At 74.8% G+C, this 22,068-nt stretch carries 18 protein-coding genes and 2 tRNA genes; 5 read left to right on the forward strand and 15 right to left on the reverse strand.

Features of this window, described 5'->3' with window-relative positions:
- Positions 1–4 precede the first annotated feature (4 nt).
- The 8 genes from RTG05_RS16230 to RTG05_RS16265 all read right to left on the reverse strand — a co-directional run bounded on the left by RTG05_RS16230 (position 5) and on the right by RTG05_RS16265 (position 7,794).
- Positions 5–1,669, reverse strand: coding sequence for a sodium:solute symporter family protein (locus RTG05_RS16230; RefSeq protein WP_166525976.1), 1,665 nt, complete (start codon positions 1,667–1,669; stop codon positions 5–7).
- A gap of 31 nt (positions 1,670–1,700) precedes the next feature.
- On the reverse strand, positions 1,701–2,858 hold the full coding sequence (galK, locus tag RTG05_RS16235; protein WP_166525977.1) for a galactokinase: 1,158 nt from the start codon (positions 2,856–2,858) through the stop codon (positions 1,701–1,703).
- On the reverse strand, positions 2,855–3,946 hold the full coding sequence (galT, locus tag RTG05_RS16240) for a galactose-1-phosphate uridylyltransferase (RefSeq protein WP_208104615.1): 1,092 nt from the start codon (positions 3,944–3,946) through the stop codon (positions 2,855–2,857). Before galT ends, galK begins: the two co-directional genes overlap by 4 nt.
- A gap of 134 nt (positions 3,947–4,080) precedes the next feature.
- A tRNA-Glu gene (locus RTG05_RS16245) sits at positions 4,081–4,153 on the reverse strand.
- A gap of 46 nt (positions 4,154–4,199) precedes the next feature.
- A tRNA-Gln gene (locus tag RTG05_RS16250) sits at positions 4,200–4,271 on the reverse strand.
- Positions 4,257–5,519, reverse strand: coding sequence for a CPBP family glutamic-type intramembrane protease (locus RTG05_RS16255; protein WP_166525978.1), 1,263 nt, complete (start codon positions 5,517–5,519; stop codon positions 4,257–4,259). The genes RTG05_RS16250 and RTG05_RS16255 overlap by 15 nt, the downstream gene beginning before the upstream one ends.
- Positions 5,519–6,985: a glutamate--tRNA ligase gene (gene gltX, locus RTG05_RS16260; RefSeq protein ID WP_166525979.1), complete on the reverse strand. Its 1,467-nt coding sequence runs from the start codon at positions 6,983–6,985 to the stop codon at positions 5,519–5,521. Before gltX ends, RTG05_RS16255 begins: the two co-directional genes overlap by 1 nt.
- Positions 6,982–7,794, reverse strand: a complete 813-nt coding sequence (locus tag RTG05_RS16265) for a fumarylacetoacetate hydrolase family protein (RefSeq protein ID WP_166525980.1) — start codon at positions 7,792–7,794, stop codon at positions 6,982–6,984. Before RTG05_RS16265 ends, gltX begins: the two co-directional genes overlap by 4 nt.
- A gap of 115 nt (positions 7,795–7,909) precedes the next feature.
- On the opposite strand from RTG05_RS16265, the gene RTG05_RS16270 reads away from it, so the two are divergent.
- The gene (locus RTG05_RS16270; protein WP_166525981.1) at positions 7,910–8,239 is read left to right on the forward strand and encodes a putative quinol monooxygenase; all 330 of its coding nucleotides are present in this window, start codon (positions 7,910–7,912) and stop codon (positions 8,237–8,239) included.
- A gap of 82 nt (positions 8,240–8,321) precedes the next feature.
- On the opposite strand, the gene RTG05_RS16275 is transcribed toward RTG05_RS16270, so the two are convergent.
- Both RTG05_RS16275 and serA read right to left on the reverse strand, forming a co-directional pair.
- Positions 8,322–9,344, reverse strand: a complete 1,023-nt coding sequence (locus RTG05_RS16275) for a 3-isopropylmalate dehydrogenase (protein ID WP_166525982.1) — start codon at positions 9,342–9,344, stop codon at positions 8,322–8,324.
- Between the two features lie 15 nt (positions 9,345–9,359).
- Positions 9,360–10,973, reverse strand: a complete 1,614-nt coding sequence (gene serA, locus RTG05_RS16280) for a phosphoglycerate dehydrogenase (RefSeq protein WP_315911958.1) — start codon at positions 10,971–10,973, stop codon at positions 9,360–9,362.
- Positions 10,974–11,130: 157 nt separating this feature from the next.
- Here serA and RTG05_RS16285 point away from each other — a divergent pair, with 157 nt between their 5' ends.
- Positions 11,131–11,883, forward strand: a complete 753-nt coding sequence (locus RTG05_RS16285) for a hypothetical protein (RefSeq protein WP_166525983.1) — start codon at positions 11,131–11,133, stop codon at positions 11,881–11,883.
- 74 nt (positions 11,884–11,957) lie between these two features.
- Positions 11,958–12,305 (forward strand): hypothetical protein, encoded by a 348-nt coding sequence (locus RTG05_RS16290; RefSeq protein ID WP_166525984.1) that lies wholly within the window; start codon positions 11,958–11,960, stop codon positions 12,303–12,305.
- A gap of 25 nt (positions 12,306–12,330) precedes the next feature.
- Here the strand turns inward: RTG05_RS16290 and ilvC are convergent, their stop codons facing one another.
- The 5 genes from ilvC to ilvD all read right to left on the reverse strand — a co-directional run bounded on the left by ilvC (position 12,331) and on the right by ilvD (position 20,760).
- Positions 12,331–13,359 (reverse strand): ketol-acid reductoisomerase, encoded by a 1,029-nt coding sequence (gene ilvC, locus RTG05_RS16295; RefSeq protein WP_166525985.1) that lies wholly within the window; start codon positions 13,357–13,359, stop codon positions 12,331–12,333.
- 58 nt (positions 13,360–13,417) lie between these two features.
- The gene (gene ilvN, locus RTG05_RS16300) at positions 13,418–13,945 is read right to left on the reverse strand and encodes an acetolactate synthase small subunit (protein ID WP_166525986.1); all 528 of its coding nucleotides are present in this window, start codon (positions 13,943–13,945) and stop codon (positions 13,418–13,420) included.
- Positions 13,946–14,040: 95 nt separating this feature from the next.
- The gene (locus tag RTG05_RS16305; RefSeq protein WP_166525987.1) at positions 14,041–15,927 is read right to left on the reverse strand and encodes an acetolactate synthase large subunit; all 1,887 of its coding nucleotides are present in this window, start codon (positions 15,925–15,927) and stop codon (positions 14,041–14,043) included.
- 331 nt (positions 15,928–16,258) lie between these two features.
- Positions 16,259–18,856, reverse strand: a complete 2,598-nt coding sequence (locus tag RTG05_RS16310) for a putative bifunctional diguanylate cyclase/phosphodiesterase (RefSeq protein ID WP_166525988.1) — start codon at positions 18,854–18,856, stop codon at positions 16,259–16,261.
- 197 nt (positions 18,857–19,053) lie between these two features.
- On the reverse strand, positions 19,054–20,760 hold the full coding sequence (ilvD, locus tag RTG05_RS16315) for a dihydroxy-acid dehydratase (protein WP_166525989.1): 1,707 nt from the start codon (positions 20,758–20,760) through the stop codon (positions 19,054–19,056).
- An 89-nt stretch (positions 20,761–20,849) separates the two neighbouring features.
- Between ilvD and RTG05_RS16320 the strand changes: the two genes are divergently transcribed.
- Positions 20,850–21,677, forward strand: coding sequence for a helix-turn-helix transcriptional regulator (locus RTG05_RS16320; RefSeq protein ID WP_166525990.1), 828 nt, complete (start codon positions 20,850–20,852; stop codon positions 21,675–21,677).
- A 24-nt stretch (positions 21,678–21,701) separates the two neighbouring features.
- Entirely contained in the window at positions 21,702–22,067 is a 366-nt protein-coding gene (locus tag RTG05_RS16325; protein ID WP_166525991.1) for a PH domain-containing protein, read from the forward strand.
- Position 22,068: the final 1 nt, after the last annotated feature.

Below are 22,068 nucleotides of genomic sequence, written 5' to 3' on the forward strand. Positions count from 1 at the left end.
GCCATCAGGCGAACGCCACGTTGAGCGCGATCACCATGACCAGCGCGACCCCGGCCAGCTTGGTCGGCGACCGGTACCAGGGCAACCGGCCGGCGTCGGGGTCGGTGCGCTGCTCCCGGGGCGTCTCGGAGTAGACCAGCCCGGCCAGCGCGGCGACCGGCTTGGGCTCGGTCACCCGGCTGACCGCGACGCTGACCACGACGTCGACGACGAACGCCGCCCCGGCGGCCACGAAGGCCGCGCCCTGGCCGGGCAGGGAGATGAGCCCGGTCTCGTTGGCGAGGAAGACCGTGACGGCGGCCAGCGTGCCGGAGACCAGCCCGACCCAGCCGGCCGTCGGCGTCATCCGCTTCCAGAACATGCCGAGGATGAAGGTGGCGAACAGCGGGGCGTTGAAGAACCCGAACAGCGTCTGCAGGTACTCCATCAGGTTGCTGTAGCCGGCGGCGATGAACGCCGTCCCGATGGCCACCACCGTCGCACCGACCGTGGCCAGCCGGCCGATCCGCAGGTAGTAGGCGTCGGGGCGGTCCCGGCGGACGTAGGTCTGCCACAGGTCGTAGCTGAAGACGGTGTTGAAGGCGGAGATGTTGGCCGCCATGCCGGCCATGAAGGAGGCCAGCAGGCCGGCGATCGCCACGCCCAGCAGCCCGTTGGGCAGCACGTCCCGGACGAGGGCCAGCAGCGCCTCGTTGTAGGTGATCGGGCTGTCCGCGCCCTCCTTGAGCGCGCGCACCTCCGGCACGATCGCGGCGGCGACCATCCCGGGGACGACGACCAGGAACGGGATGAACATCTTCGGGAAGGCCCCGATCACCGGGGTGCTGCGCGCCGCGGACATCGAGTGGGTCGCCATCGCCCGCTGCACCTCGACGAAGTTCGTCGTCCAGTAGCCGAAGGACAGCACGAAGCCCAGGCCGAACACGATGCCGAGCGTCGACCACACCGGGCTGGCGAAGCCGGACAGGTCGGTGGCCGGCCAGGTCGACAGCGGGTCGGTGTACCCCGGCGTCCCGGTCACCGCGTCGACGAAGCCGCCGAGGCCCCCGACCCGGTTGAGGCCGATGAGGGTGAGCGGCAGCAGCGCGGCGACGATGACGAAGAACTGCAGCACCTCGTTGTAGATGGCCGCCGACAGCCCGCCGAGGGTGATGTAGCTGAGGACCACGGCGGCCGCGACGATCAGCGACACCCACAGCGGCCAGCCCAGCAGCGCCTCGACGATGGTGGCCAGCAGGAACAGGTTGATGCCGGCGATGAGCACCTGCGCCAGGGCGAAGGAGACCGCGTTGACCAGGTGCGCGCCGGTGCCGAACCGGCGGAGCATGAACTCCGGGACGCTGCGCACCTTCGACCCGTAGTAGAAGGGCATCATCACGATGGCCAGGAAGAGCATCGCGGGGACGGCGCCGATCCAGAAGTAGTGCATGGTCGGGAAGCCGTACTGGGCGCCGTTGGCCGACATGCCGATGATCTCGACCGCGCCCAGGTTGGCCGAGACGAACGCCAGCCCGGTCACCCACGCGGGCAGCGACCGGCCGGACAGGAAGAAGTCCAGGCTGTCGGACACCCGGCGGCGGGCGGCGACGCCGATCAGCAGCACGACGGCGAAGTAGGCGGCGACCAGCAGGTAGTCGACGAACGAGGCGTCCAGGCGCAGGGCGTCCACGGGTGGCGGGCCTCCGGTGTCGGGGGGTGGGTCAGGCCAGGCGCCGGGCGCCCGCGGACGGCACCACCGCGAAGGCACGGGGCGCGGCGAAGCCCTGCTGCGCGAAGCGGTCGGTGACCGCCCGGGCGACGGCGTCGGTGCGGGCGGCGTCCACGAGGACGACGGCGCTGCCGCCGAACCCGCCACCGACCATGCGGGCACCGGCGGCGCCGGCGGCCAGCGCGGTGTCCACGCAGGTGTCGAGCTCCACGGTGGAGATGCCGAAGTCGTCGCGCAGCGAGGCGTGCCCGGCGGTGAGCACCGGCCCGATCGCCGCCGGACCGCGGTCGCCCCGCAGCAGCGCCACGACCTCCAGCACCCGGGCGTTCTCGGTGACGATGTGCCGGGCCCGCCGCAGCAGCACGCCGCCGCCGGGGCTGCCGTCGTCCAGCGCGCCGAGGGCGGCCACGTCCGGGACGTCGCGCAGCGCGGGCACGCCGAGCCGGGCGGCGGCCTGCTCGCACTCGCGGCGCCGGTCGCCGTAGCCGCCGGTGGCGTGGTCGTGCGTCGTCCCGGTGTCGACGACGAGCAGCTTCAGCCCGGCCGCCCGCAGGTCCAGCGGCACCTGCTCGGTGCTGCGGTCCCGGGTGTCGAGGAACAGTGCGTGCCCGGCGGTGCACAGCAGCGACGCGGACTGGTCGAGGATGCCGGTCGGGGCGCCGACGAAGTCGTTCTCCGCGCGCCGGGCGACGTCGACCAGGTCGGCCGCGGCGAGGTCGGGCGCGGCCAGGTCGCGCAGCGCCAGGGCCACCGAGCAGGACAGCGCGGCCGACGAGGACAGGCCCATGCCCGCCGGGACGTCGCCGTCGACCAGCACGCTCACCCCGCCGGGCACCCGGTCGCGCAGCGCGTCGACCACCCCGGCGGGGTAGCCGGCCCAGCCACCGGGGTGCCCGGGGGCGAGCTCGGCCACGGCCACCTCCACCCGGTCGCGGGGGTGCTGCGCGGACACCAGGGCGACCCGCCCGTCGTCGCGTCGGGCGACCGCGGCCCGGGTGGTGTGCGGCAGGGCCACCGGCAGCACGAAGCCGTCGTTGTAGTCGGTGTGCTCCCCGATCACGTTCACCCGCCCCGGCGCGGCCCAGACCCCCTCGGGGTCGGCGCCGAAGGCCTCCGCGAACGCCGCGCGGGCCGCGTCCGCCGCCGTCACGGGCGCACGTCCCGCAGCTGCGCGGCGACGTCCTCGGGCACCGTGTCGGTGATGAAGGCACCCATGCCGGACTCCGAGCCGGCCAGGTACTTCAGCTTGCCCGGGGCCCGGCGCAGCGAGAACAGCTGCAGGTGCAGCCACCAGTCCTCCCGCCCGCGGGTGACCGGCGCCTGGTTCCAGGAGGAGATGTAGGGCATGGGGGTGTCGAAGCGGCGGGCGAAGCGGCCCAGCACGTCGAGGTAGATGCCGGCCAGCGCGTCCCGCTCGGCGTCGTCGAGGGCCGGGAGGTCGGGCACCTTGCGGTGCGGGAAGACCTGCAGCTCGTAGGGCCAGCGCGCGGCGGCCGGCACGAACGCCGTCCAGTGCTCGTTGGCGGTGACCACCCGCGGCCCGGCGCGCTCGGCGGCCAGCACGTCGGCGAACAGGTCCCCGCCGGTGGCCTGCCGGTGCCGCTGCACGGAGGCGAGCAGCTTCTCCACCCGCGGCGCCGCGAACGGGTAGGCGTAGACCTGCCCGTGCGGGTGGGACAGCGTCACCCCGATCTCCTCGCCGGAGTTCTCGAACACGTAGACCTGCTCGACCCCGGGGGTGCCCGACAGCTCGGCGGTCCGCTCGGCCCACACGTCGACGACCAGCCGGGCCCGGTCGACGCCCAGGGTGGCGAAGGACCGGTCGTGCTCGCTGGTGAACACGACGACCTCGCAGCGGCCGAAGCCGGGCCGCAGCCCGGTCAGCGGGGCGCCGGGGGCGGTCGGGGGCACGTCGCGCTCGACGGCGGTGGCCAGGGAGGGGAACCGGTTCTCGAAGACGACCACCTGGTAGTCGGCCTCGGGGACCTCGGTGGGCTCCTTGCCGGGCCGGGTCGGGCACAGCGGGCACAGGTCGGCCGGCGGCAGGAAGGTGCGCGTCTGCCGGTGCGAGGCCAGCACGACCCACTCCCCCAGCAGCGGGTCGAAGCGCAGCTGCGAGCGGGTGCTGACCGGCGGCAGGTCGCGCGGGTCCTCGGCGGTGCGCGGGGGGGCGGTGTCACCGGCGTCGAAGTAGAGGACCTCCCGGCCGTCGGCCAGCCGACGACTCGTCCGGATCACCGCGCGTCCCGCCCTTCCGTCACTGTGGGTGAGCAACCCCGGAGACGCTAGACCTGCCGTCCCTCCCGGGCCAACCCGACCCCCGGCACGGCGAGAGCCCCCGGCCGGGGTGGCCGGGGGCTCTGGCACGGGCGTAGCCCCGAAGGGATTCGAACCCTCGCTACCGCCGTGAGAGGGCGGCGTCCTGGGCCGCTAGACGACGGGGCCGTACAGGTGGTGCTAAGGACCGCTGCTCCAGGAAACAGCTGCCTCGCTGGGGTACCAGGACTCGAACCTAGACTAACGGAACCAGAAACCGTCGGGCTGCCAATTACCCCATACCCCAAGGGCCGTGCTGCGCCTCGCGGCGCCGGTAGAGAGCATACCCGATGCCCGGCGGCGGCCCGGGCACCCCCGGGGGTGACGGTGCTCGCAGGTCCAGCGCGGCGGTCCGCGTCTGCGGGTGCAGCCGGCCGCGGGAGCGGGCGACCAGCGCGACGTAGCCGCCCATCGCCAGCAGGTCGACGAGCACCACCAGCACGCCGGCACCGGCCGGGACGGCGTCGGTGGCCACCCCCTCCCCCAGCCCGCCGGCCAGCGCGAAGACCACCACGTTGTTGACCGCGTGCAGCACGATCGCCGCCTCCAGCCCGCCGGTGAGCCACACGACCGCCGAGGCGGCCAGCCCGAAGGCGAACCGGTCGAGGAAGGTCCACAGGTCCGGCGGGAGGTGCAGCGCGGAGAACAGCGCGGCGGTGAGCACGGCGGCCACCACCGCACCCGCCCGGGGCCGGCCGACCCACGCGGCGATCGCCTGGCTCAGGTAGCCGCGGAACACGTACTCCTCGGCGGCGGACTGCAGCGGCGTGGTCAGCAGCACGACGAGCAGCAGCCAGCCGTAGTCCCGTACCGGGCCGGTGGGCGCCCAGTCCCCTGCCACGACGCTCAGGCCGACGCTGAGCAACAGGCCGGCGACGAGCGTGGGCAGGGTCAGCAGCGTGCAGGGCGCGAGCAGCCGCCAGCGCAGCCGGGCCAGCACCGACGACGACCAGCCGATCCGCAGGCCGTGCGGCGCCGCCCAGGCCAGCCAGACGCACGGGACGGCGACGATCAGCGAGACGTTGGTGACCAGCAGCAGGGTGGGGTCGGTGAGGTCGGTGGGGTCGATGGCCGTCGGGTCGGGGAAGACGCCGGTCGCCAGGCCGGCGATCACCACCAGCACCGCGGCGACCCCGTAGAAGACGGCGAACAGCAGCAGGCCGAGCACCGGCCGCCACCAGCGCCAGTCCCGCGTGCGCATCACCTGCAGGTACTCGACCGGCTCGTCGTGCGGCGGGGTGCCCGGCGGCGGCTGGAGGCCGGAACCCCCGGGCGGCAGCCACGCCGGTGGCTGCGGGCCGGGCTGCCAGCGCAGCAGGGCCTGCTGCCAGGGGGGCGTCCCGCCGGGCGCGCCGGCGGCCGGCCACGCGGCCACGCCGTGCGCGGCCCCGGGGACGTGCGGCGGCGCGGCATAGCGCCCGGTCGGCGGCGGACCGGTGTACGGCTCGTCGTCGGCGGTGCTCGGGGCCGGCGGTCCGCCGGGGAGGGGACCCATCAGCGCGTGTACGCCTCCCGGGCACCCTGCAGGCGGCGGATGGTGCGGTCGCGGCCGAGCAGCTCGAGGGACTCGTACAGCGGCGGGGACACCGTCCGCCCGCTGACCGCGACGCGCACCGGCCCGAACGCCTGGCGGGGCTTGCGGCCGAGGTCCTCGACGAGGGCCTGCTTGAGCGCGCCCTCGATGTCGGCGGTGGTCCAGGCGGGCAGCTCCCGGAGCGCGGCGACCGCGGCGTCGAGCACCTCGCCGTCCTCGGGCCGGAGGTTCTTCGCCGCGGCACCGGCGTCGACGTCGACGTCCTCGGTGAACAGGAAGCCGAGCAGGCCGACGGCGTCGGACAGCACGATCATCCGCTCCTGGGCCAGCGGGGCGATGGCGGCGAGCACCCGCTGCTGCTCGGCCGTGGGCGGGTCGCCGACCAGCCCGGCCCGGGCGAGGAACGGCGTGACACGCGTGGTGAAGTCCTCGACCGGCAGCGCGCGCAGGTGGGTGGCGTTGATCGCCTCGGCCTTCTTGAGGTCGAAGCGGGCCGGGTTGGCGCTGACCCGGGTGACGTCGAAGGCCGAGACGAGCTCGGCGGGTGAGAACACGTCGCGGTCGTCGGCGATGGCCCAGCCCAGCAGCGCCAGGTAGTTGACCAGGCCCTCGGGCAGGAAGCCGCGGTCCCGGTAGACGTCGAAGTCCGACTGCGGGTCGCGCTTGGACAGCTTCTTGTTGCCCTCGCCGAACACCAGCGGCAGGTGCCCGAACCGCGGCACCCCGGCGGCCACCCCGATGTCGGTCAGCGCCCGGTGCAGGGCGATCTGCCGCGGCGTGGAGGGCAGCAGGTCCTCCCCGCGCAGCACGTCGGTGACGCCCATCAGCGCGTCGTCCACCGGGTTGGTGAAGGGGTAGAGCGGCGCGCCGGTGGCGCGCACCAGCACCGGGTCGGGCACCGAGCCGGCCGCGAAGGAGATGTCGCCGCGCACCAGGTCGGTCCAGGCGAGGTCCTCGTCGGGCATCCGCAGCCGCAGCACCGGCGCCCGCCCCTCGGCGTGGAAGGCGGCCCGCTGCTCCTCGGTGAGGTGCCGGTCGGCGTTGTCGTAGCCGAGCTTGGGGTCCTGCCCGGCCGCCCGGCGCCGCGCGTCGACCTCCTCGGGGGTGGAGAAGGACTCGTAGGCGTGCCCGGCCTCGAGCAGCCGCGCGGCGACGTCGCGGTAGACGTCGAGCCGCTCGGACTGCCGGTAGGGGCCGTGCGGGCCGCCGACCTCGGGGCCCTCGTCCCAGTCCAGCCCGAGCCAGCGCATGCAGTCCAGCAGGTGCCGGTAGGACTCCTCGCTGTCGCGGGCGGCGTCGGTGTCCTCGATGCGGAAGACGAACGTGCCGCCGGTGTGCCGGGCGTGCGCCCAGTTGAACAGCGCCGTCCGCATGGCCCCGACGTGCACCAGCCCGGTGGGCGAGGGGCAGAAGCGGGTCACCGTCACCGGGCGCCGCCCGCGGTGGAGACGGTGTCGGCGCCGGACACGGGGTTGGTCAGCGTGCCCAGCCCCTCGATGCTGCACGCGACCGTCTGGCCCGGGGCGATCACGCCGACGCCGGCCGGGGTGCCGGTGAGCACGACGTCGCCGGGCAGCAGGGTCATCACCTGGGAGATGTGCGAGACCAGCGTGGGGATCCCGAACAGCAGCTGGCTGGTGCGCCCGGACTGGCGCAGCTCGCCGTCCACCGTGCAGGTGACCTCGAGGTCGGCGGGGTCCTTGCCGAGGGCGGCCAGGTCGGTCTCGATCCACGGCCCCAGCGGGCAGAACGAGTCGAAGCCCTTGGCGCGGGTCCACTGCCCGTCGCTGGCCTGCATGTCCCGCTCGGTGACGTCGTTGGCGATGGTGTAGCCGAACACGCTGCCCAGGGCCTGCTCGGGGCTGACGTGCCGGGCACCGCGCGCGCCGATGACGACGGCCAGTTCCACCTCGTGGTGCACGTTGGTGCTGCCCGGCGGGATGCGGATGGCGTCGCCGGGGCCGATCACCGTGGTCGACGGCTTGAGGAACAGCAGCGGCTGCGCCGGCGCGTCCCCGGTGCCCATCTCCCGGACGTGCTCGGCGTAGTTCTTGCCGACGGCCACCACCTTGCTCGGCAGGATCGGCGAGAGCAGCCGGACGTCGGCCTGGGCGAACCGGCGGCCGGTGAAGGAGACGGTGCCGAACGGGTGGCCCTCGATCTGGGCGACCTGGCCGTCCCCGTCGAGGACGCCGAAGGACATGCCGGAGGGCGAGGCGAAGCGGACGATGCGCACGCCCCGAGGCTACTGACCCCGCGCGGGCCCGCCGTCCCGCCGGCCGGGCGGTCGACCCCGTCCGCTGTGACACTGTGCTCGCCCGGAGCGCACCGGATCGACCAGAGGAGACGCCGTGATCCTGATCGTCATCAAGATGCCCGTCCGGCCCGACCGGATCGAGGACTTCCGGACCCACGCCGACGAGTACGCCCGGGCGGTGAACGCCGAGGAGGGCAGCCTGTTCTTCGAGTGGTCGCGCAGCGTCGAGGACCCGAACACGTTCGTGTGCATCGAGGGCTTCCGCGACTCCGACGCCGGCGCCTCGCACGTCGCCACCCCGCACGCCAAGGCCGCCTTCGACTGGATGTCGGAGTTCGTCGCCGAGCAGCCGCAGATCATCTACGTGGACGCCCCGGACGTCAGCGGCTTCGGCCCGATGGGCGAGGTGCAGCCCAGGGGATGATCCCCGCCTGGTGAGGAGCTGGAACGGCCGCCCTTCAGGGGCCCGCGCCGAGCCTGCGAGGCGTGGGGAGAAGGGTGGTCCTTCACCCGCCGGCGAGCGCGGCCAGCCGGTCGCCGACCTCGGTGGTCCGCACGCGGGCCCGCGGGTCCCGGGTGGACAGGTCGAAGGCCACCGCGGCGTCGACCTTGCGGGCCTGGTCACCGCGACCGAGGTGGTCGAGCAGCAGGCCGACGGACAGCACGGTGGCCGTGGGGTCGGCGACGCCGGTGCTGGCGATGTCCGGCGCCGAGCCGTGCACCGGCTCGAACATGCTCGGGGAGGTGCCGGAGGCGTCGAGGTTGCCGCTGGCGGCCAGGCCGATGCCGCCGGTGACGGCCGCGGCCAGGTCGGTGACGATGTCGCCGAAGAGGTTGTCGGTGACCAGGACGTCGAAGCGTCCGGGATCGGTCACGAAGAACATCGCGGCGGCGTCGACGTGGGAGTAGGCGACGGCGACCTCGGGGAACTCGGCGGAGACCTCCTCGACCGTCCGCGACCACAGCGACCCGGCGTGGGTGAGCACGTTGGTCTTGTGGATCAGCGTGAGGTGCCGGCGCGGGCGGGCCAGGGCGCGCTCGAACGCGTAGCGGACGACCCGCTCGACGCCGAACGCGGTGTTCACGCTCACCTCGGTGGCCACCTCGTGCGGGGTGTCGCGGCGCAGCACCCCGCCGTTGCCGACGTAGGGGCCCTCGGTGCCCTCCCGCACGCACAGCATGTCGATCGCGCCGGGGTCGCCCAGTGGGCTGGCGACGCCGTCGAACAGTCGCGCCGGGCGCAGGTTGACGTGGTGGTCGAGCTCGAAGCGCAGCCGCAGCAGCAACCCGCGCTCGAGGATGCCCGGCGGCACGCTCGGGTCCCCGATGGCGCCGAGCAGGATCGCGTCGTGCTGCCGCAGCTCGTCGAGCACCGTGTCCGGCAGCAGCTCCCCGGTGCGCTGCCAGCGGGAGGCGCCGAGGTCGTAGGGGGTGGTCTCGACGTCGGGGGCGACCGCGTGGAGGACCTTGAGGCCCTCGGCCACCACCTCCGGGCCGATGCCGTCCCCGGGGATCACTGCCAGGCGCATGGCGACGACCCTAGGTCAGGACGCGGTGAGGTCCGCGGAGCGGGCCTCACGGGCGCCGATGCGGCCGGCGATGTCCCCGAGCAGCTCGGCCGGCACGGGGCTGTCGACGGTCACCGCCATCAACGCCTCGCCGCCGCGGGTGGTGCGGCTGACCTGTGCGCCGGCGATGTTGACGCCGGCCTCCCCGAGCGCCGCGCCGACGGTGCCCACCACGCCGGGGCGGTCGGTGTAGAGGAAGAACAGCAGGTAGCCCGCGGCGTCCAGGTCCGTGTCGAAGCCGTTGACCTCGACCAGCTTGGGCACCTGGTTCTTGCCGAACAGCGTGCCGGAGACGGTGACCTCCGTGCCGTCGGCCATCGCCCCGCGGACGCTGATCAGGTTGCGGTAGTCCGGGCTCTCCACGTCGCTGGTGAGCGCCACCGCCAGGCCCCGCTGCTCGGCCAGCAGCGGGGCGTTGACGTAGGTGACCTGCTCCTCGACCACGTCGGAGAAGACGCCCTTGAGGACGGCGAGCTGCAGCACCGAGTCGTCGAACTCCGCGATCTTGCCGCGGACGTCGACGGTCACCGACTGGGCCAGCCCGCCGGCGACGGCGGTGAACACCCGCCCGAGCTTCTCGGCCAGCGGCAGGCCGGGGCGGACGTCCTCGGCGACGACCCCGCCGGCCTGGACGTTCACCGCGTCGGGCACGAACTCCCCCTGCAGCGCCAGGCGCACCGAGTGCGCGACCGCGGTGCCCGCCTTGTCCTGCGCCTCGGTCGTGGAGGCGCCCAGGTGCGGGGTGACGACGGTGGTGGGCAGCGCGAACAGCGGGCTGTCGGTGCACGGCTCCTGGGCGTACACGTCGATGCCGGCCGCGCCGACCTGCCCGGACGCCAGCGCCTCGGCCAGCGCCGCCTCGTCGACCAGCCCGCCGCGGGCGGCGTTGACGACGATCACGCCGCGCTTGGTGGTGGCCAGCTCGGCGGCGCCGATCAGACCGAGGGTCTCCGGCGTCTTCGGCAGGTGGATGGTGATGAAGTCCGACTCGCGCAGCAGCTCCTCCAGGGACACCATGCGCACGCCGAGCTGCGCGGCGCGGCCGGGCTGGATGTAGGGGTCGTAGGCGATCAGCGTGACGCCGAAGGCGGCCAGCCGCTGGGCGACCAGCTGGCCGATCCGGCCCAGCCCGACCACGCCGACGACCTTGTCGGTGACCTCGACGCCGGTGAACGCCGAGCGCTTCCAGGTGCCGGCGCGCAGCGAGGCGTCGGCGGCCGGGATGCGCCGGGCGGCGGCCAGCAGGAGCGCAACCGCGTGCTCGGCGGCGCTGACGACGTTCGACGTCGGGGCGTTGACCACCATGACGCCGCGCTCGGTGGCCGCGGTGACGTCGACGTTGTCCAGCCCGATGCCGGCGCGGGCCACGACCTTGAGGTTCGGCGCGGCGGCCAGTGCCTCGGCGTCGATCTGCGTGGCGCTGCGGATCACCACGGCCGACGCGTCGGCCAGCGCCGGCAGCAGGGCGGCCCGGTCGGCGCCGTCGACGTGGCGGATCTCGACCTCGTGACCCAGCACCTGCAGCACGCTCGGGGCCAGCTCCTCGGCGATCAGGACGACGGGCGCTGTCCCGGACATCGGCGTGGTCACGGGGGCACAGCCTAGGGACGGGTGCCGACGCCGGGCCGACCAGCCCCGGTGTGCCGCGGGCACCCCGGGCACCGGGGGAGCTCGCTTGCCGGGGCGACCGCGGGCTGGACATCCTGGCGTCTGCTGCCGGCGGACGCCGGCGCCGACGGAGGGGATCATGAGCAGTCAGGACGACGGGCGCGGCTCCGGTGCCGGCCCGTGGCCGGGGCCGTACGGGCAGCCGCCGCGGTACGAGACCGTCGGGCGGCCGGGTCAGCCGTACGGCGGTCAGCGGCACCAGCCCTCCCCCCACGGCCCCTCCGCCCCGGCGCCGGGCCCGTACGGAGCGACCGCTGACCACCACCCGGCGGCCGGGCCGTACGGGCAGGCCGGGCCGTACGGGCAGGTCGGGCCGTACGGGCAGGCCCCGGTGCCGGCCCGCCCCACGGCGGTCGTGGTGGCCGCGGTGCTGGGCTCCGTCTTCGGCGCCCTGGGTGCGCTGGTGGGCCTCGGTCTCGTCCTGGGCGGTGCCGTGCTGGGCAGCCTCCTGGGGGACCTCGCGGCCGGCGACCCGTCGGTCACTGCCACCGACCCCGGTGAGGTGGCCGAGTTCACCGACGCCGTGCAGGCGTTCGCGATCGGCCTGGGCCTGGTCGTCCTGGTCTGGGCGGCGCTCGTGGTGTGGGGGTCGGTGCGCGCGCTGACCGGGCGCAGCCGGGTGCCGCTGCTGGTGGGCGGGTCGATCGCGGTCGCGGTGACCGGCCTGGCCACCCTCGCCACCCTCGCCGGGGCGGCCTCGGGCGGCACCGGGGCCGGCGAGATCGCGGTCGTCCTGCTGTTCCTCCTGGCCGCCCTGGCGGTCGTCGTGCTGCTGTGCGTGCGCCCGGCGGCGCAGTTCTACGCCGCGCACCGCGCGCGGCGGGCGCGTTGAGCGCGGGCCCGGTGTCGACGTCCGGTCGTCGTGGAGCCGGTGACGGGCGCCCGCCGCACGTCCTCATGGCGGGCGTGGCCGGGTTCGCCCAGGCCACCCTGCTGTTCGTGGTGGCCCTCGTGTCGTTCACCTTCACCGCCCAGGCGGGCCTGCTGGCGGTGTTCGGCGTCCTCTACCTGGCGCTGACCGCGGCGTGCCTTTGGGGTGCGGTGTCGGTCCTGCGGGGGCGGGACCGCCGGACGCTGGTCGCCGCGTCCGCGGTCAGCGGTGTGGTCGCGCTGACCGGCGTCGCCGTCGGCGTCCTGCAGGGCGGTGGCGTGGGCTTCCTGCCGGCACTGCTGCTCCTGCTGGCGGTCGGCGCCGTCGTCCTGCTGCTGCAGGCGCCGTCCCGCGAGTGGTTCGCCGCCTCCCGCGACGGCTGAGCCGTCGCGGGAGGCGGCGCCTCGGTCAGCCGCGCGCGGCGGTGCCGGTGTAGTCGTCGGACGTCGACACCCAGCTCATCAGCCCGCGCAGCCGGCGCCCGGTCTCCTCGATCGGGTGCGCCTCGGCCTCGGCGCGGCGACGCCGGAAGTCCGGGGCGCCGGCGTCCTGGTCGGCGATGAACTCCGCGGCCCAGGAGCCGTCCTTGATGCGGGCCAGCACGTCCTTCATCGCGTCCTTGACGTGCTGGTCGATGATCCTCGGTCCGGAGGTGTAGTCGCCGTACTCCGCGGTGTCGGACACCGACCAGCGCTGCTTGGCGATCCCGCCCTCGTACATGAGGTCGACGATCAGCTTCAGCTCGTGCAGGCACTCGAAGTAGGCCACCTCGGGCTGGTAGCCGGCCTCGGTGAGGGTCTCGAAGCCGGCGGTGATCAGCGCGCTGGCGCCACCGCAGAGGACCGCCTGCTCGCCGAACAGGTCGGTCTCGGTCTCCTCGGCGAAGGTGGTGCGGATGACGCCGGCGCGGGTGCCACCGATGGCCTTGGCGTAGGACAGCGCCAGCGGCAGCGCCTGCCCGCTGGCGTCCTGCTCCACGGCGACCAGGCAGGGCACGCCCTTGCCGTTCTCGAACTCGCGGCGCACGAGGTGGCCGGGGCCCTTGGGGGCGACCATCGCGACGTCGACGCCGGCCGGGGGCTTGACGTAGCCGAACCGGATGTTGAAGCCGTGCCCGAAGAACAGCGCGTCGCCGTCCTGCAGGTTGGGCTCGACGGACTCCGTGTACAGCGTCCGCTGCACGTGGTCCGGCGCGAGGATCATCACCAGGTCCGCCTCGGCGGCCGCCTCGGCCGGCGTCACCACGCGCAGGCCCTCGGCCTCGGCCTTGGCGCGGCTCTTGCTGCCCTCGGGCAGGCCGACGCGGACGTCGACCCCGGAGTCGCGCAGCGACAGGGCGTGCGCGTGCCCCTGGCTGCCGTAGCCCAGGACGGCGACGGTGCGCCCCTGGATGATCGACAGGTCGGCGTCGTCGTCGTAGGAGATCTCGGCGGCCATGCGGTGGACTCCTCTGCTGTGGTGCCTTTATCGCGATATTGGCGGTGGGGGGACGGGTTCAGGCCGTGCGGTCGACCGGGCGCAAAGTACCGGCGCCGCTCATCGAGCGCGGCCCCCGGCCCAGGGCGACCGTGCCCGACTGCGCCATCTCCTTGATGCCCAGCGGGGCGAGGACGGCGAGCAGGGCCTGGAGCTTGTCCGGCGTGCCGGTCGCCTCCAGGGTCACGGTGTCGGGGTTGACGTCGACGACGCGGGCGCGGAACAGCTCGGCGGTCTGCAGCACCTGGGTGCGGTCGGCCATCGGCGCGCGGACCTTCACCAGCAGCAGCTCGCGCTGCACGGCCGCGGCCGGGTCCAGCTCGACGATCTTGATCACCTCGATCAGCTTGTTGAGCTGCTTGGTGATCTGCTCCAGCGGCTGGCTCTCGGCCTCGGCGACGATCGTCATCCGGGACAGGTCGGGGTTCTCCGTCGGCCCGACGGCGAGGGACTCGATGTTGAACCCGCGCCGGCTGAACAGCGCCGAGACGCGCGCCAGCACGCCGGACTTGTTCTCGACCAACACCGACAACGTGTGGCGTGACAACGCAACGTTCCTTCCACTGGGACCGGCTGACTGATGGCCCCGTCCAGAGGCTCGCCCCGAGCGGAGCGAGGGGTGAGGGGGACGGGGTCCTTCCGCTAGACCTGGTTGTCGCCGAAGACCGGGCGCAGGTCGCGCGCGGCCAGGATGTCGTCGTTGCTCGCGCCCGCGGCGACCATGGGCCACACCTGGGCGTCGGCGCCGACGACGAAGTCGATGACCACCGGCGCGTCGGTGATGGCCATCGCCTTCTCGATCACCGCGTCGACGTCGTCCTCGGACTCGCAGCGCAGGCCCACGCAGCCCAGGGCCTCGGCCAGCGCGACGAAGTCGGGGATGCGCACCGGCTTGGGGGTGCCGTCGGCGTTCTGGGCGTGCAGCTTGGTGTTGGAGTAGCGGCCCTCGTAGAAGAGGGTCTGCCACTGGCGCACCATGCCCAGGTTGCCGTTGTTGATGACGGCGATCTTGACCGGGATGCCCTCGATGGCGCAGGTGGCCAACTCCTGGTTGGTCATCTGGAAGCAGCCGTCGCCGTCGATGGCCCACACGGTGGTGTCGGGGCAGCCGACCTTGGCGCCCATCGCGGCGGGGACGGCGTAGCCCATCGTGCCCAGGCCGCCGCTGTTGAGCCAGGTGCCCGGCTTCTCGTAGCGGATGAACTGGGCGGCCCACATCTGGTGCTGGCCGACGCCGGAGGTGTAGATGGCGTCGGGCCCGGCGATGGCGCCCAGCCGCTCGATGACGTACTGCGGGGAGAGGGCGCCGTCCTCGGGACGGTCGTAGCCCAGCGGGTACGTGCTCCGCCACTGCTCGACCTGCGCCCACCAGTCCGCGAGGTCCGGGGTGCGGCCGGCCTCGTGCTCGGCGCGCAGCGCGACGACGAGCTCGGCGATGGTCTCCCGGGCGTCGCCGACGATGGGCACGTCGGCCTTGCGGTTCTTGCCGATCTCGGCCGGGTCGATGTCGGCGTGCACCACCGCGGCCCCGGGCGCGAAGGAGGACAGCTGCCCGGTGACGCGGTCGTCGAAGCGGGCGCCGAGGGCGATCAGCAGGTCGGCCTTCTGCAGCGCGGTGACCGCGGCGACGGTGCCGTGCATGCCGGGCATGCCCAGGTTCTGCCGGTTGCTGTCGGGGAAGGCGCCGCGGGCCATCAGCGTGGTGACCACCGGGGCTCCGGTGAGCTCGGCCAGCTCGGCGAGCTCCGCGGTGGCCCGCGCCTTGAGCACACCGCCGCCGACGTAGAGCACCGGACGGCGGGCTGCGGCGATCAGCGCGGCCGCCTCGCGCACCTGCTTGCCGTGCGGCCGGGTGTTCGGCTTGTAGCCGGGCAGCGCCAGCCGCGGCGGCCAGGTGAAGTCCGTGGTCGCCTGCAACGCGTCCTTGGAGATGTCGACCAGCACCGGGCCGGGGCGGCCGGTGGCGGCCAGGTGGAAGGCCTCGGCGATCCGCTGGGGGATCTCGTCGGGGTTGGTGACCAGGAAGTTGTGCTTGGTGATCGGCATGGTGATGCCGCGGATGTCGGCCTCCTGGAAGGCGTCCGTGCCGATCGCGTGGCTGGGCACCTGGCCGGTGATGGCCACCAGCGGCACCGAGTCCATGTGGGCGTCGGCCAGCGGGGTGACCAGGTTCGTCGCGCCCGGCCCGGACGTCGCCATGCACACCCCGACCCGTCCGGTGGCCTGGGCGTACCCCTGGGCGGCGTGCCCGGCGCCCTGCTCGTGGCGGACCAGGACGTGGCGGACCCGCGAGTCGAACAGCGGGTCGTAGGCGGGCAGGATCGCCCCGCCGGGGATGCCGAAGACCACCTCGACGCCGACCGCCTCCAGGGACCGCACGAGGCTCTGCGCCCCCGTGATGCCGGTGCGCGACTCGGCGGCGGCCTCCGCGATGGAGCGGGCCGTGGTCTCGACACCGGTCAGGGCGGCGGCTGCCTCACGGGTGGCGGCCTCGCGGGTGGCGGGCTCCCGCGGGGTGGTGGTCGTCATGTCGTCTCCTGGCCGTGCTCGCTGCTGGTGGGCTCGGTGCTGGGGGACTCGCTGCCGGCCCCGGACGGGACCGTGGTGCGGTGTGCGGCGGGGGGTGCCCGTGGCGGACCGGTCGCACCGGGGGTCGGGCCCGCAAACGAAAGACCCCCCGTGCCTGCGGCACAGAGGGTCAGCACGTCGGTCGGGCGACCGACGCGCTAGGCGACTACGAGGAGCAGGCAGGCCGGACGCACGCGGCCACTGTGCGCCCCGGGCGGCCCGGCCGTCAACCACGTCGTCCCACGCCGTGGGACAGCGTGTCGCGCGCCGTGGGACGCCGGCCGCGGTGCGGTCAGTGCGACCCGACGAGCCCGGGCCACACCACGCCGGCTCCGCGGTCCAGGACCTCGACCAGCTCCTGCACCCGCATCGGCCGGCCGAGCAGGAAGCCCTGGGCGAAGCCGCAGCCCGCGGCGCGCAGCGCACCGAGCTGGGCCGGCGTCTCCACGCCCTCGGCCACGACGTCCAGGCCGAGCGCGGCGGCGATCCCGACCACCGACTCGCACAGCGCCCGCGTCTCGCGGTCGCGGTCGATCCGCAGCACGAACGAGCGGTCCAGCTTCAGCACGTCGATCGGCAGCCGGGTCAGGTGCGCCAGCGAGGAGCGGCCGGTGCCGAAGTCGTCGAGGGCCACGTGCACGCCCATGAGCCGCAGCGCGCGGATGTCGGCGGCCACGTGCTCGCCCTCGGAGGCGAGCGTCGCCTCGGTCACCTCCAGGATGAGGCGCTCCGGGGGCAGGCCGGTCGACTCGAGGACGGCGGCCACGTCGCGGACCAGGGTGCGGGCGGCGACGTGCGAGGCGGAGATGTTCACGCCCAGGCGCAGCGGGGTGCCGCCGTGGGCGAGGGGCAACGCGGCGGTGGCGGCCTGCTCCAGCGCCCAGCGCTGCAGCTCCCCGATCACCCCGGCGCGCTCGGCGACGGGCACGAACTCCGCGGGCGGCACCTCGCCGAGCCGGGGGTGGGTCCAGCGCAGCAGCGCCTCGACACCGGTCGCCCGGCGTTCGGCCAGCGAGACCACCGGCTGGAAGAGGACGGACAGCTCGCCGCGGTCCCAGGCGCCGGGCAGGTCCTCGCGCAGGCGGGCCCGCCGCTCGGCGGCACTGCTCAGCGCCGGCCGGTAGCGCAGCGGGGTGCCGGTGCCCGCGGCGCAGGCCGCGCGTACGGCGAGCTCGGCGCGGGTCATCAGCTCGGCCACCGAACCGGCGGCGGCGAACTCGACGACGCCGATGTCGGCGCCGAGGTCGAAGACCCCGGCGCTGGTGTGCAGCGGCTGCTCGACCACCGACAGGCAGCGGTCGGCCAGCAGGTCCACCGCCTGGGGCGGACCCCCGGCGAGGACGGCGAAGGCGCCCCCGCCGACCCGCATCACGGGGTCGCCGGCGCGCACCGTGGCCCGCAACCGGCGGGCGACCTCGACCAGCACCTCGGTGACGACGTCGCGGCCGGCGTCCTCGCGCACGGCGTCGATCCCGTCGAGCTCCACGAGCAGCAGGCTGCGCGGGGACGACCCGCCCTCGGCCAGCGCCTGCTCCAGCGTGCGCTCGCAGCCGGCCCGGTTGGGCAGCCCGGTGACCGGGTCGGTGAACGCGACCTGCTCCAGGGTGTGCTCGCGGGCGACCCGCTCGGTGGTGTCCCGGCAGTGCAGGACCACGGCGCCGACCACGGTGTCCGAGCGCAGGTCGGAGACGCTGGCCTCCAGGACCCGCCACGTGCCGTCGGCGTGCCGCAGCCGCAGCCGCAGCAGTCCGGACGGGTCACCACCGTCCCCGGCCCCCGGCGCCAGGGCGCGGGAGACGGGCAGGACGTCGTCGGGGTGCAGCAGCGCGAGCAGGTCGGTGCCGACGGGGACGGCGGCGGGGTCACCGAGCGCCGTCCCCAGTGTCGGGGACGTCCAGCTGACCTGCAGGGTGCGGTCGAGGATGAGGACGGCGTCGCTGCTGGCGGCGACCAGGGAGCGGAAGTAGGCCTCGCTGCGCCGCAGCCGGGCGCCCAGCTCCTCCTCCTCGCGCGCGGTGACCCACCGGTGCAGCACGGCCAGGACGGCGCACAGCGAGCCGCCGACCGCGACCACCGGGCTGACCCGGTGGCCGCTGAGCGAGACCGCGGCCGCACCGAGGCAGGCGGCCGTCATCGCCAGGTGCGGCAGCACCTGGCGCAGCGCGGTGGAGCGGCCGCTGAGCCGCCGCCCGCCCGGCCCCTGCGCGTCGGGGTCCGGGCACGGGCCCGGGTCGAGCAGGGCGGCCGCGCCGAGCAGCACCAGCCCGGCGGCGACCAGGACGCGGCCGGGCGCCAGGAGGGCGACCGCGGCCAGCAGCACCAGGGCCGTGCGCTGGCGGCGGGCCTCGACGACGCCCAGCAGCAGGACCGCCGCGGCCACCGTGGCCGAGGTGACCACCGTGGCCACGGCGAGGACGGCGGACCCCGCGGGGGTCAGGTCCCGCCAGCCGGGGACCGGGTCGAGCACCAGCACCTGCAGCACGAGCACGCAGGCGATGAGGAACAGGGCGAGCTCCACGGCCGCCCGCGGGCCGCCGCGCCTGCGGGCGGGCGGGACGAGGGTGAGGATGCCGGCGGCGGCCAGCACCTGGCCGGGCACGGTGGGCAGCCAGCGCAGGGCCACCTCGAGCACCGGGTCCCGCGGCCCGGCGACCAGGACGGCGACCTGGCCCAGGACCGGCAGCACCGGGGCGAGCGCGAACAGCCGCCAGCCCCGCCACCGGGCGCTCCGGGACCGGCCCGCCGTCCACAGGACGACGGCGGTGGCGATCCCGAGGGCGGCGAGCGCGAGGTCGCCGACGGGGTCCGGGCCGGCCGTGGCCGCGGACACCGCGCAGGCCGCGGCCACGGGCACCGAGCTGCCGAGCAGCCACCACCTCAGCCGGTCCACACCTGCTCAGTCGGCAGGTGCCGGCGCCGGCGACAGGAGTGCGGGCCGGCTCCTCACCCCTTGGGGTGGCCCCCGGGTGACGTGCTGGAACGGCCTCCCTGCAGGGGCCCGCCGCGAGCCAGGTGACGTGCTGGAACGGCCCCCTCGCAGGGACCCGCCGCGAGCCTGCGAGCGGTGGGGGGCGAGGGGGTCCTTGTTCAGCCGCAGACGGCGCCCTGGGCCGCGGAGCTGACCAGCTTGGCGTACTTGCCGAGGACGCCGGTGGTGTAGCGCGGGGGCAGCGGCGTCCAGCCCTCCCGGCGGCGGGCCAGCTCGGCGTCGTCGACCAGCAGGTCCAGCGTCCGGCGGGCGAGGTCCAGCCGGACCCGGTCGCCGTCGCGCACGAACGCGATCGGGCCGCCGTCGGTGGCCTCGGGTGCGACGTGGCCGACGCACAGGCCCGTGGTCCCCCCGGAGAACCGGCCGTCGGTGAGCAGCAGCACGTCCTTGCCCAGGCCCGCGCCCTTGATCGCGCCGGTGACGGCGAGCATCTCGCGCATGCCTGGCCCACCCCGGGGCCCCTCGTAGCGGATCACCACGACGTCGCCGGCCCGCAGGGTGCCCTCGGTGACGGCGTCCATGGCGCCCTGCTCGCCGTCGAAGACCCGAGCGGTGCCCTCGAAGACGTCGGCGTCGAAGCCGGCGGACTTCACCACCGCACCCTCCGGGGACAGCGTGCCGCGCAGGATCGTCAGGCCGCCGGTCTTGTGGATCGGGTCGCTCATCGCGTGCACGATCGTGCCGTCGAGGTCCGGCGGGGCGATCTCGGCGAGGTTCTCCGCCATCGTCTTCCCGGTCACGGTGAGCACGTCGCCGTGCAGCAGGCCGGCGTCGAGCAGCGCGCGCAGCACGACCGGGACACCGCCGACGCGGTCGACGTCGGTCATGACGAACCGGCCGAAGGGCTTGACGTCGGCCAGGTGCGGGGTGCGGTCGCCGATCCGGTTGAAGTCCTCGAGGGTGAGGTCGACCTGCGCCTCGTGCGCGATGGCCAGCAGGTGCAGGACGGCGTTGGTGGAGCCGCCGAGCGCCATGACCACGGTGATCGCGTTCTCGAACGCCTCCCGCGTCATGATCTGGCGAGCGGTGATGCCCTTGCGCAGCAGGTTGACGACGGCCTCGCCGGAGGCGACGGCGACGGCGTCGCGGCGGCTGTCGGGGGCCGGCGGGGCGGCGCTGCCGGGCAGGGCCATGCCGAGGGCCTCGGCGACGCTGGCCATGGTGTTGGCCGTGTACATGCCGCCGCAGGAGCCCTGGCCGGGGCAGGCGGCCCGCTCGATCGCCTCGAGCTCCTCGCGGGTGATCAGCCCGCGCGCGCAGGCGCCGACCCCCTCGAAGACGTCGATGATCGTCAGGTCGTCGCGGTCACCGAGCTTCCCCGGCAGCGTGGAGCCGGAGTAGACGAACACGCTGGCCAGGTCCAGCCGCGCGGCGGCCATGAGCATGCCGGGCAGCGACTTGTCGCAACCGGCCAGCAGCACGGTGCCGTCGAGCCGCTCGGCGAACACGACGGTCTCCACCGAGTCGGCGATGACCTCGCGGGAGACCAGGGAGGCACGCATCCCCTCGTGGCCCATGGAGATGCCGTCGGAGACGGAGATGGTGCCGAACTCCAGCGGGAACCCACCGGCGGCGTGCACGCCCTCCTTGGCCCGCTTGGCCAGCCGGTCGAGGGAGAGGTTGCAGGGGGTGATCTCGTTCCACGACGAGGCGACGCCGATCTGCGGCTTCTCCCAGTCGTCGTCGCCCATCCCGACCGCGCGCAGCATGGCGCGGGCCGGGGCGCGGGTGATGCCGTCGGTCACCTCGCGGCTGCGGGGCTTGACGTCGACGGTGGCGGTGCGGGGGTCCTCGACGGTCGTCACGTCGTGGAGCGTAGGCCGGTCGGGGGGTCCGCCCCAGGGACGACCGATACTGGTACCGGCACCACCACCGACGTCCCCCGGAGGCCACCGTGCCCACCTCCGCCACCGCCCGCGGTGAACTGGCCGAGTTCCTGCGGTCGCGCCGCCGCCAGGTCGACCCGCGGTCCGCCGGGGTGCCGACGGGCGGTGCGCGGCGGACGCCGGGTCTGCGCCGGGAGGAGGTCGCGCTGCTCTCCGGGGTGAGCCACACCTGGTACACGTGGCTGGAGCAGGGCCGCGACATCCGGCCCTCGCGCCAGGTGGTCGACGCGCTGGCCCGCACGCTGCGGATGTCACCGGCCGAGCACGGGTACGTGCTGCGGCTGACCGGGCACGGCGGCAGCACCCCCGGCGGCGCGGTCGACGGCATGCCGGCCCACGTGCAGCGGCTGCTCGACGCGCTGGGCCCCTCCCCCGCCTACGCGATCACCGCCGGCTGGACGATCGCCGGCTGGAACCGGGCCTACCAGCGGCTGTACCCGGGGGTGGCCACCGTGCCGCCGGCCGAGCGCAACCTGCTGTGGCTGGTGTTCACCGACCCGGCCGTCCGGGACCTGCTGGGCGACTGGGGCACCGACAGCCGCCGCTTCCTCACCCAGTTCCGCGCCGAGGTGGGCCCGCGGCTGGCCGACCCGGGGGTGGTCGACCTGGTGTCCCGGTTGCAGGCCGCCAGCCCCGACTTCCGCGCCGGGTGGGCCAGCCACGACGTCGACCGGTTCAGCTCCGCCGAGCGGCGCTTCGAGCACCCCCGGGTCGGCACGCTGCTGCTGGAGCACCACCAGCTCGCGCCGGCCGACGCCCCGGGCCTGTCGGTGGTCGTCTACACCGCCGCCGAGGGTGGCGACGCGGCCGACCGGCTGGCGCGGCTGTCGGCCTGAGCCGGTCTGGGAGGATGTGCGGCCGTGGCCACGGCGCGCTTGCGGACCAGCCGGGTGGCGCTGCTCCCGGTCCTCTTCCTGGCCATCTGCGTCCTGCCGCTGGCGGCCGCCGCCCCCTGGGCGGCGCTGCTCCTGCTCGTACCCGCGCTGATCGCCGTGTGGGTGCTGCGGGTCGGGGTGGACGTCGCCGACGACGGGGTCACGGTGCGCTCGCTGGCCGCCGCCCGGCACGTGCCCTGGCGTGAGGTGGCCGGCATCCGGGTGGCCGAGCGCGGCGACCTGCGCCTGGTGACCACCCGCGGCACCGAGCTGCGGCTGCCGGTGCTGCGCACCCGCGACCTGCCCCGGCTGGCCGCGGTCTCCGGCGGCCGCATCCCCGACGTCGGGTAGT

Origin of the sequence: Geodermatophilus sp. DSM 44513, assembly GCF_032460525.1 — a bacterium.
GTDB lineage: Bacteria > Actinomycetota > Actinomycetes > Mycobacteriales > Geodermatophilaceae > Geodermatophilus.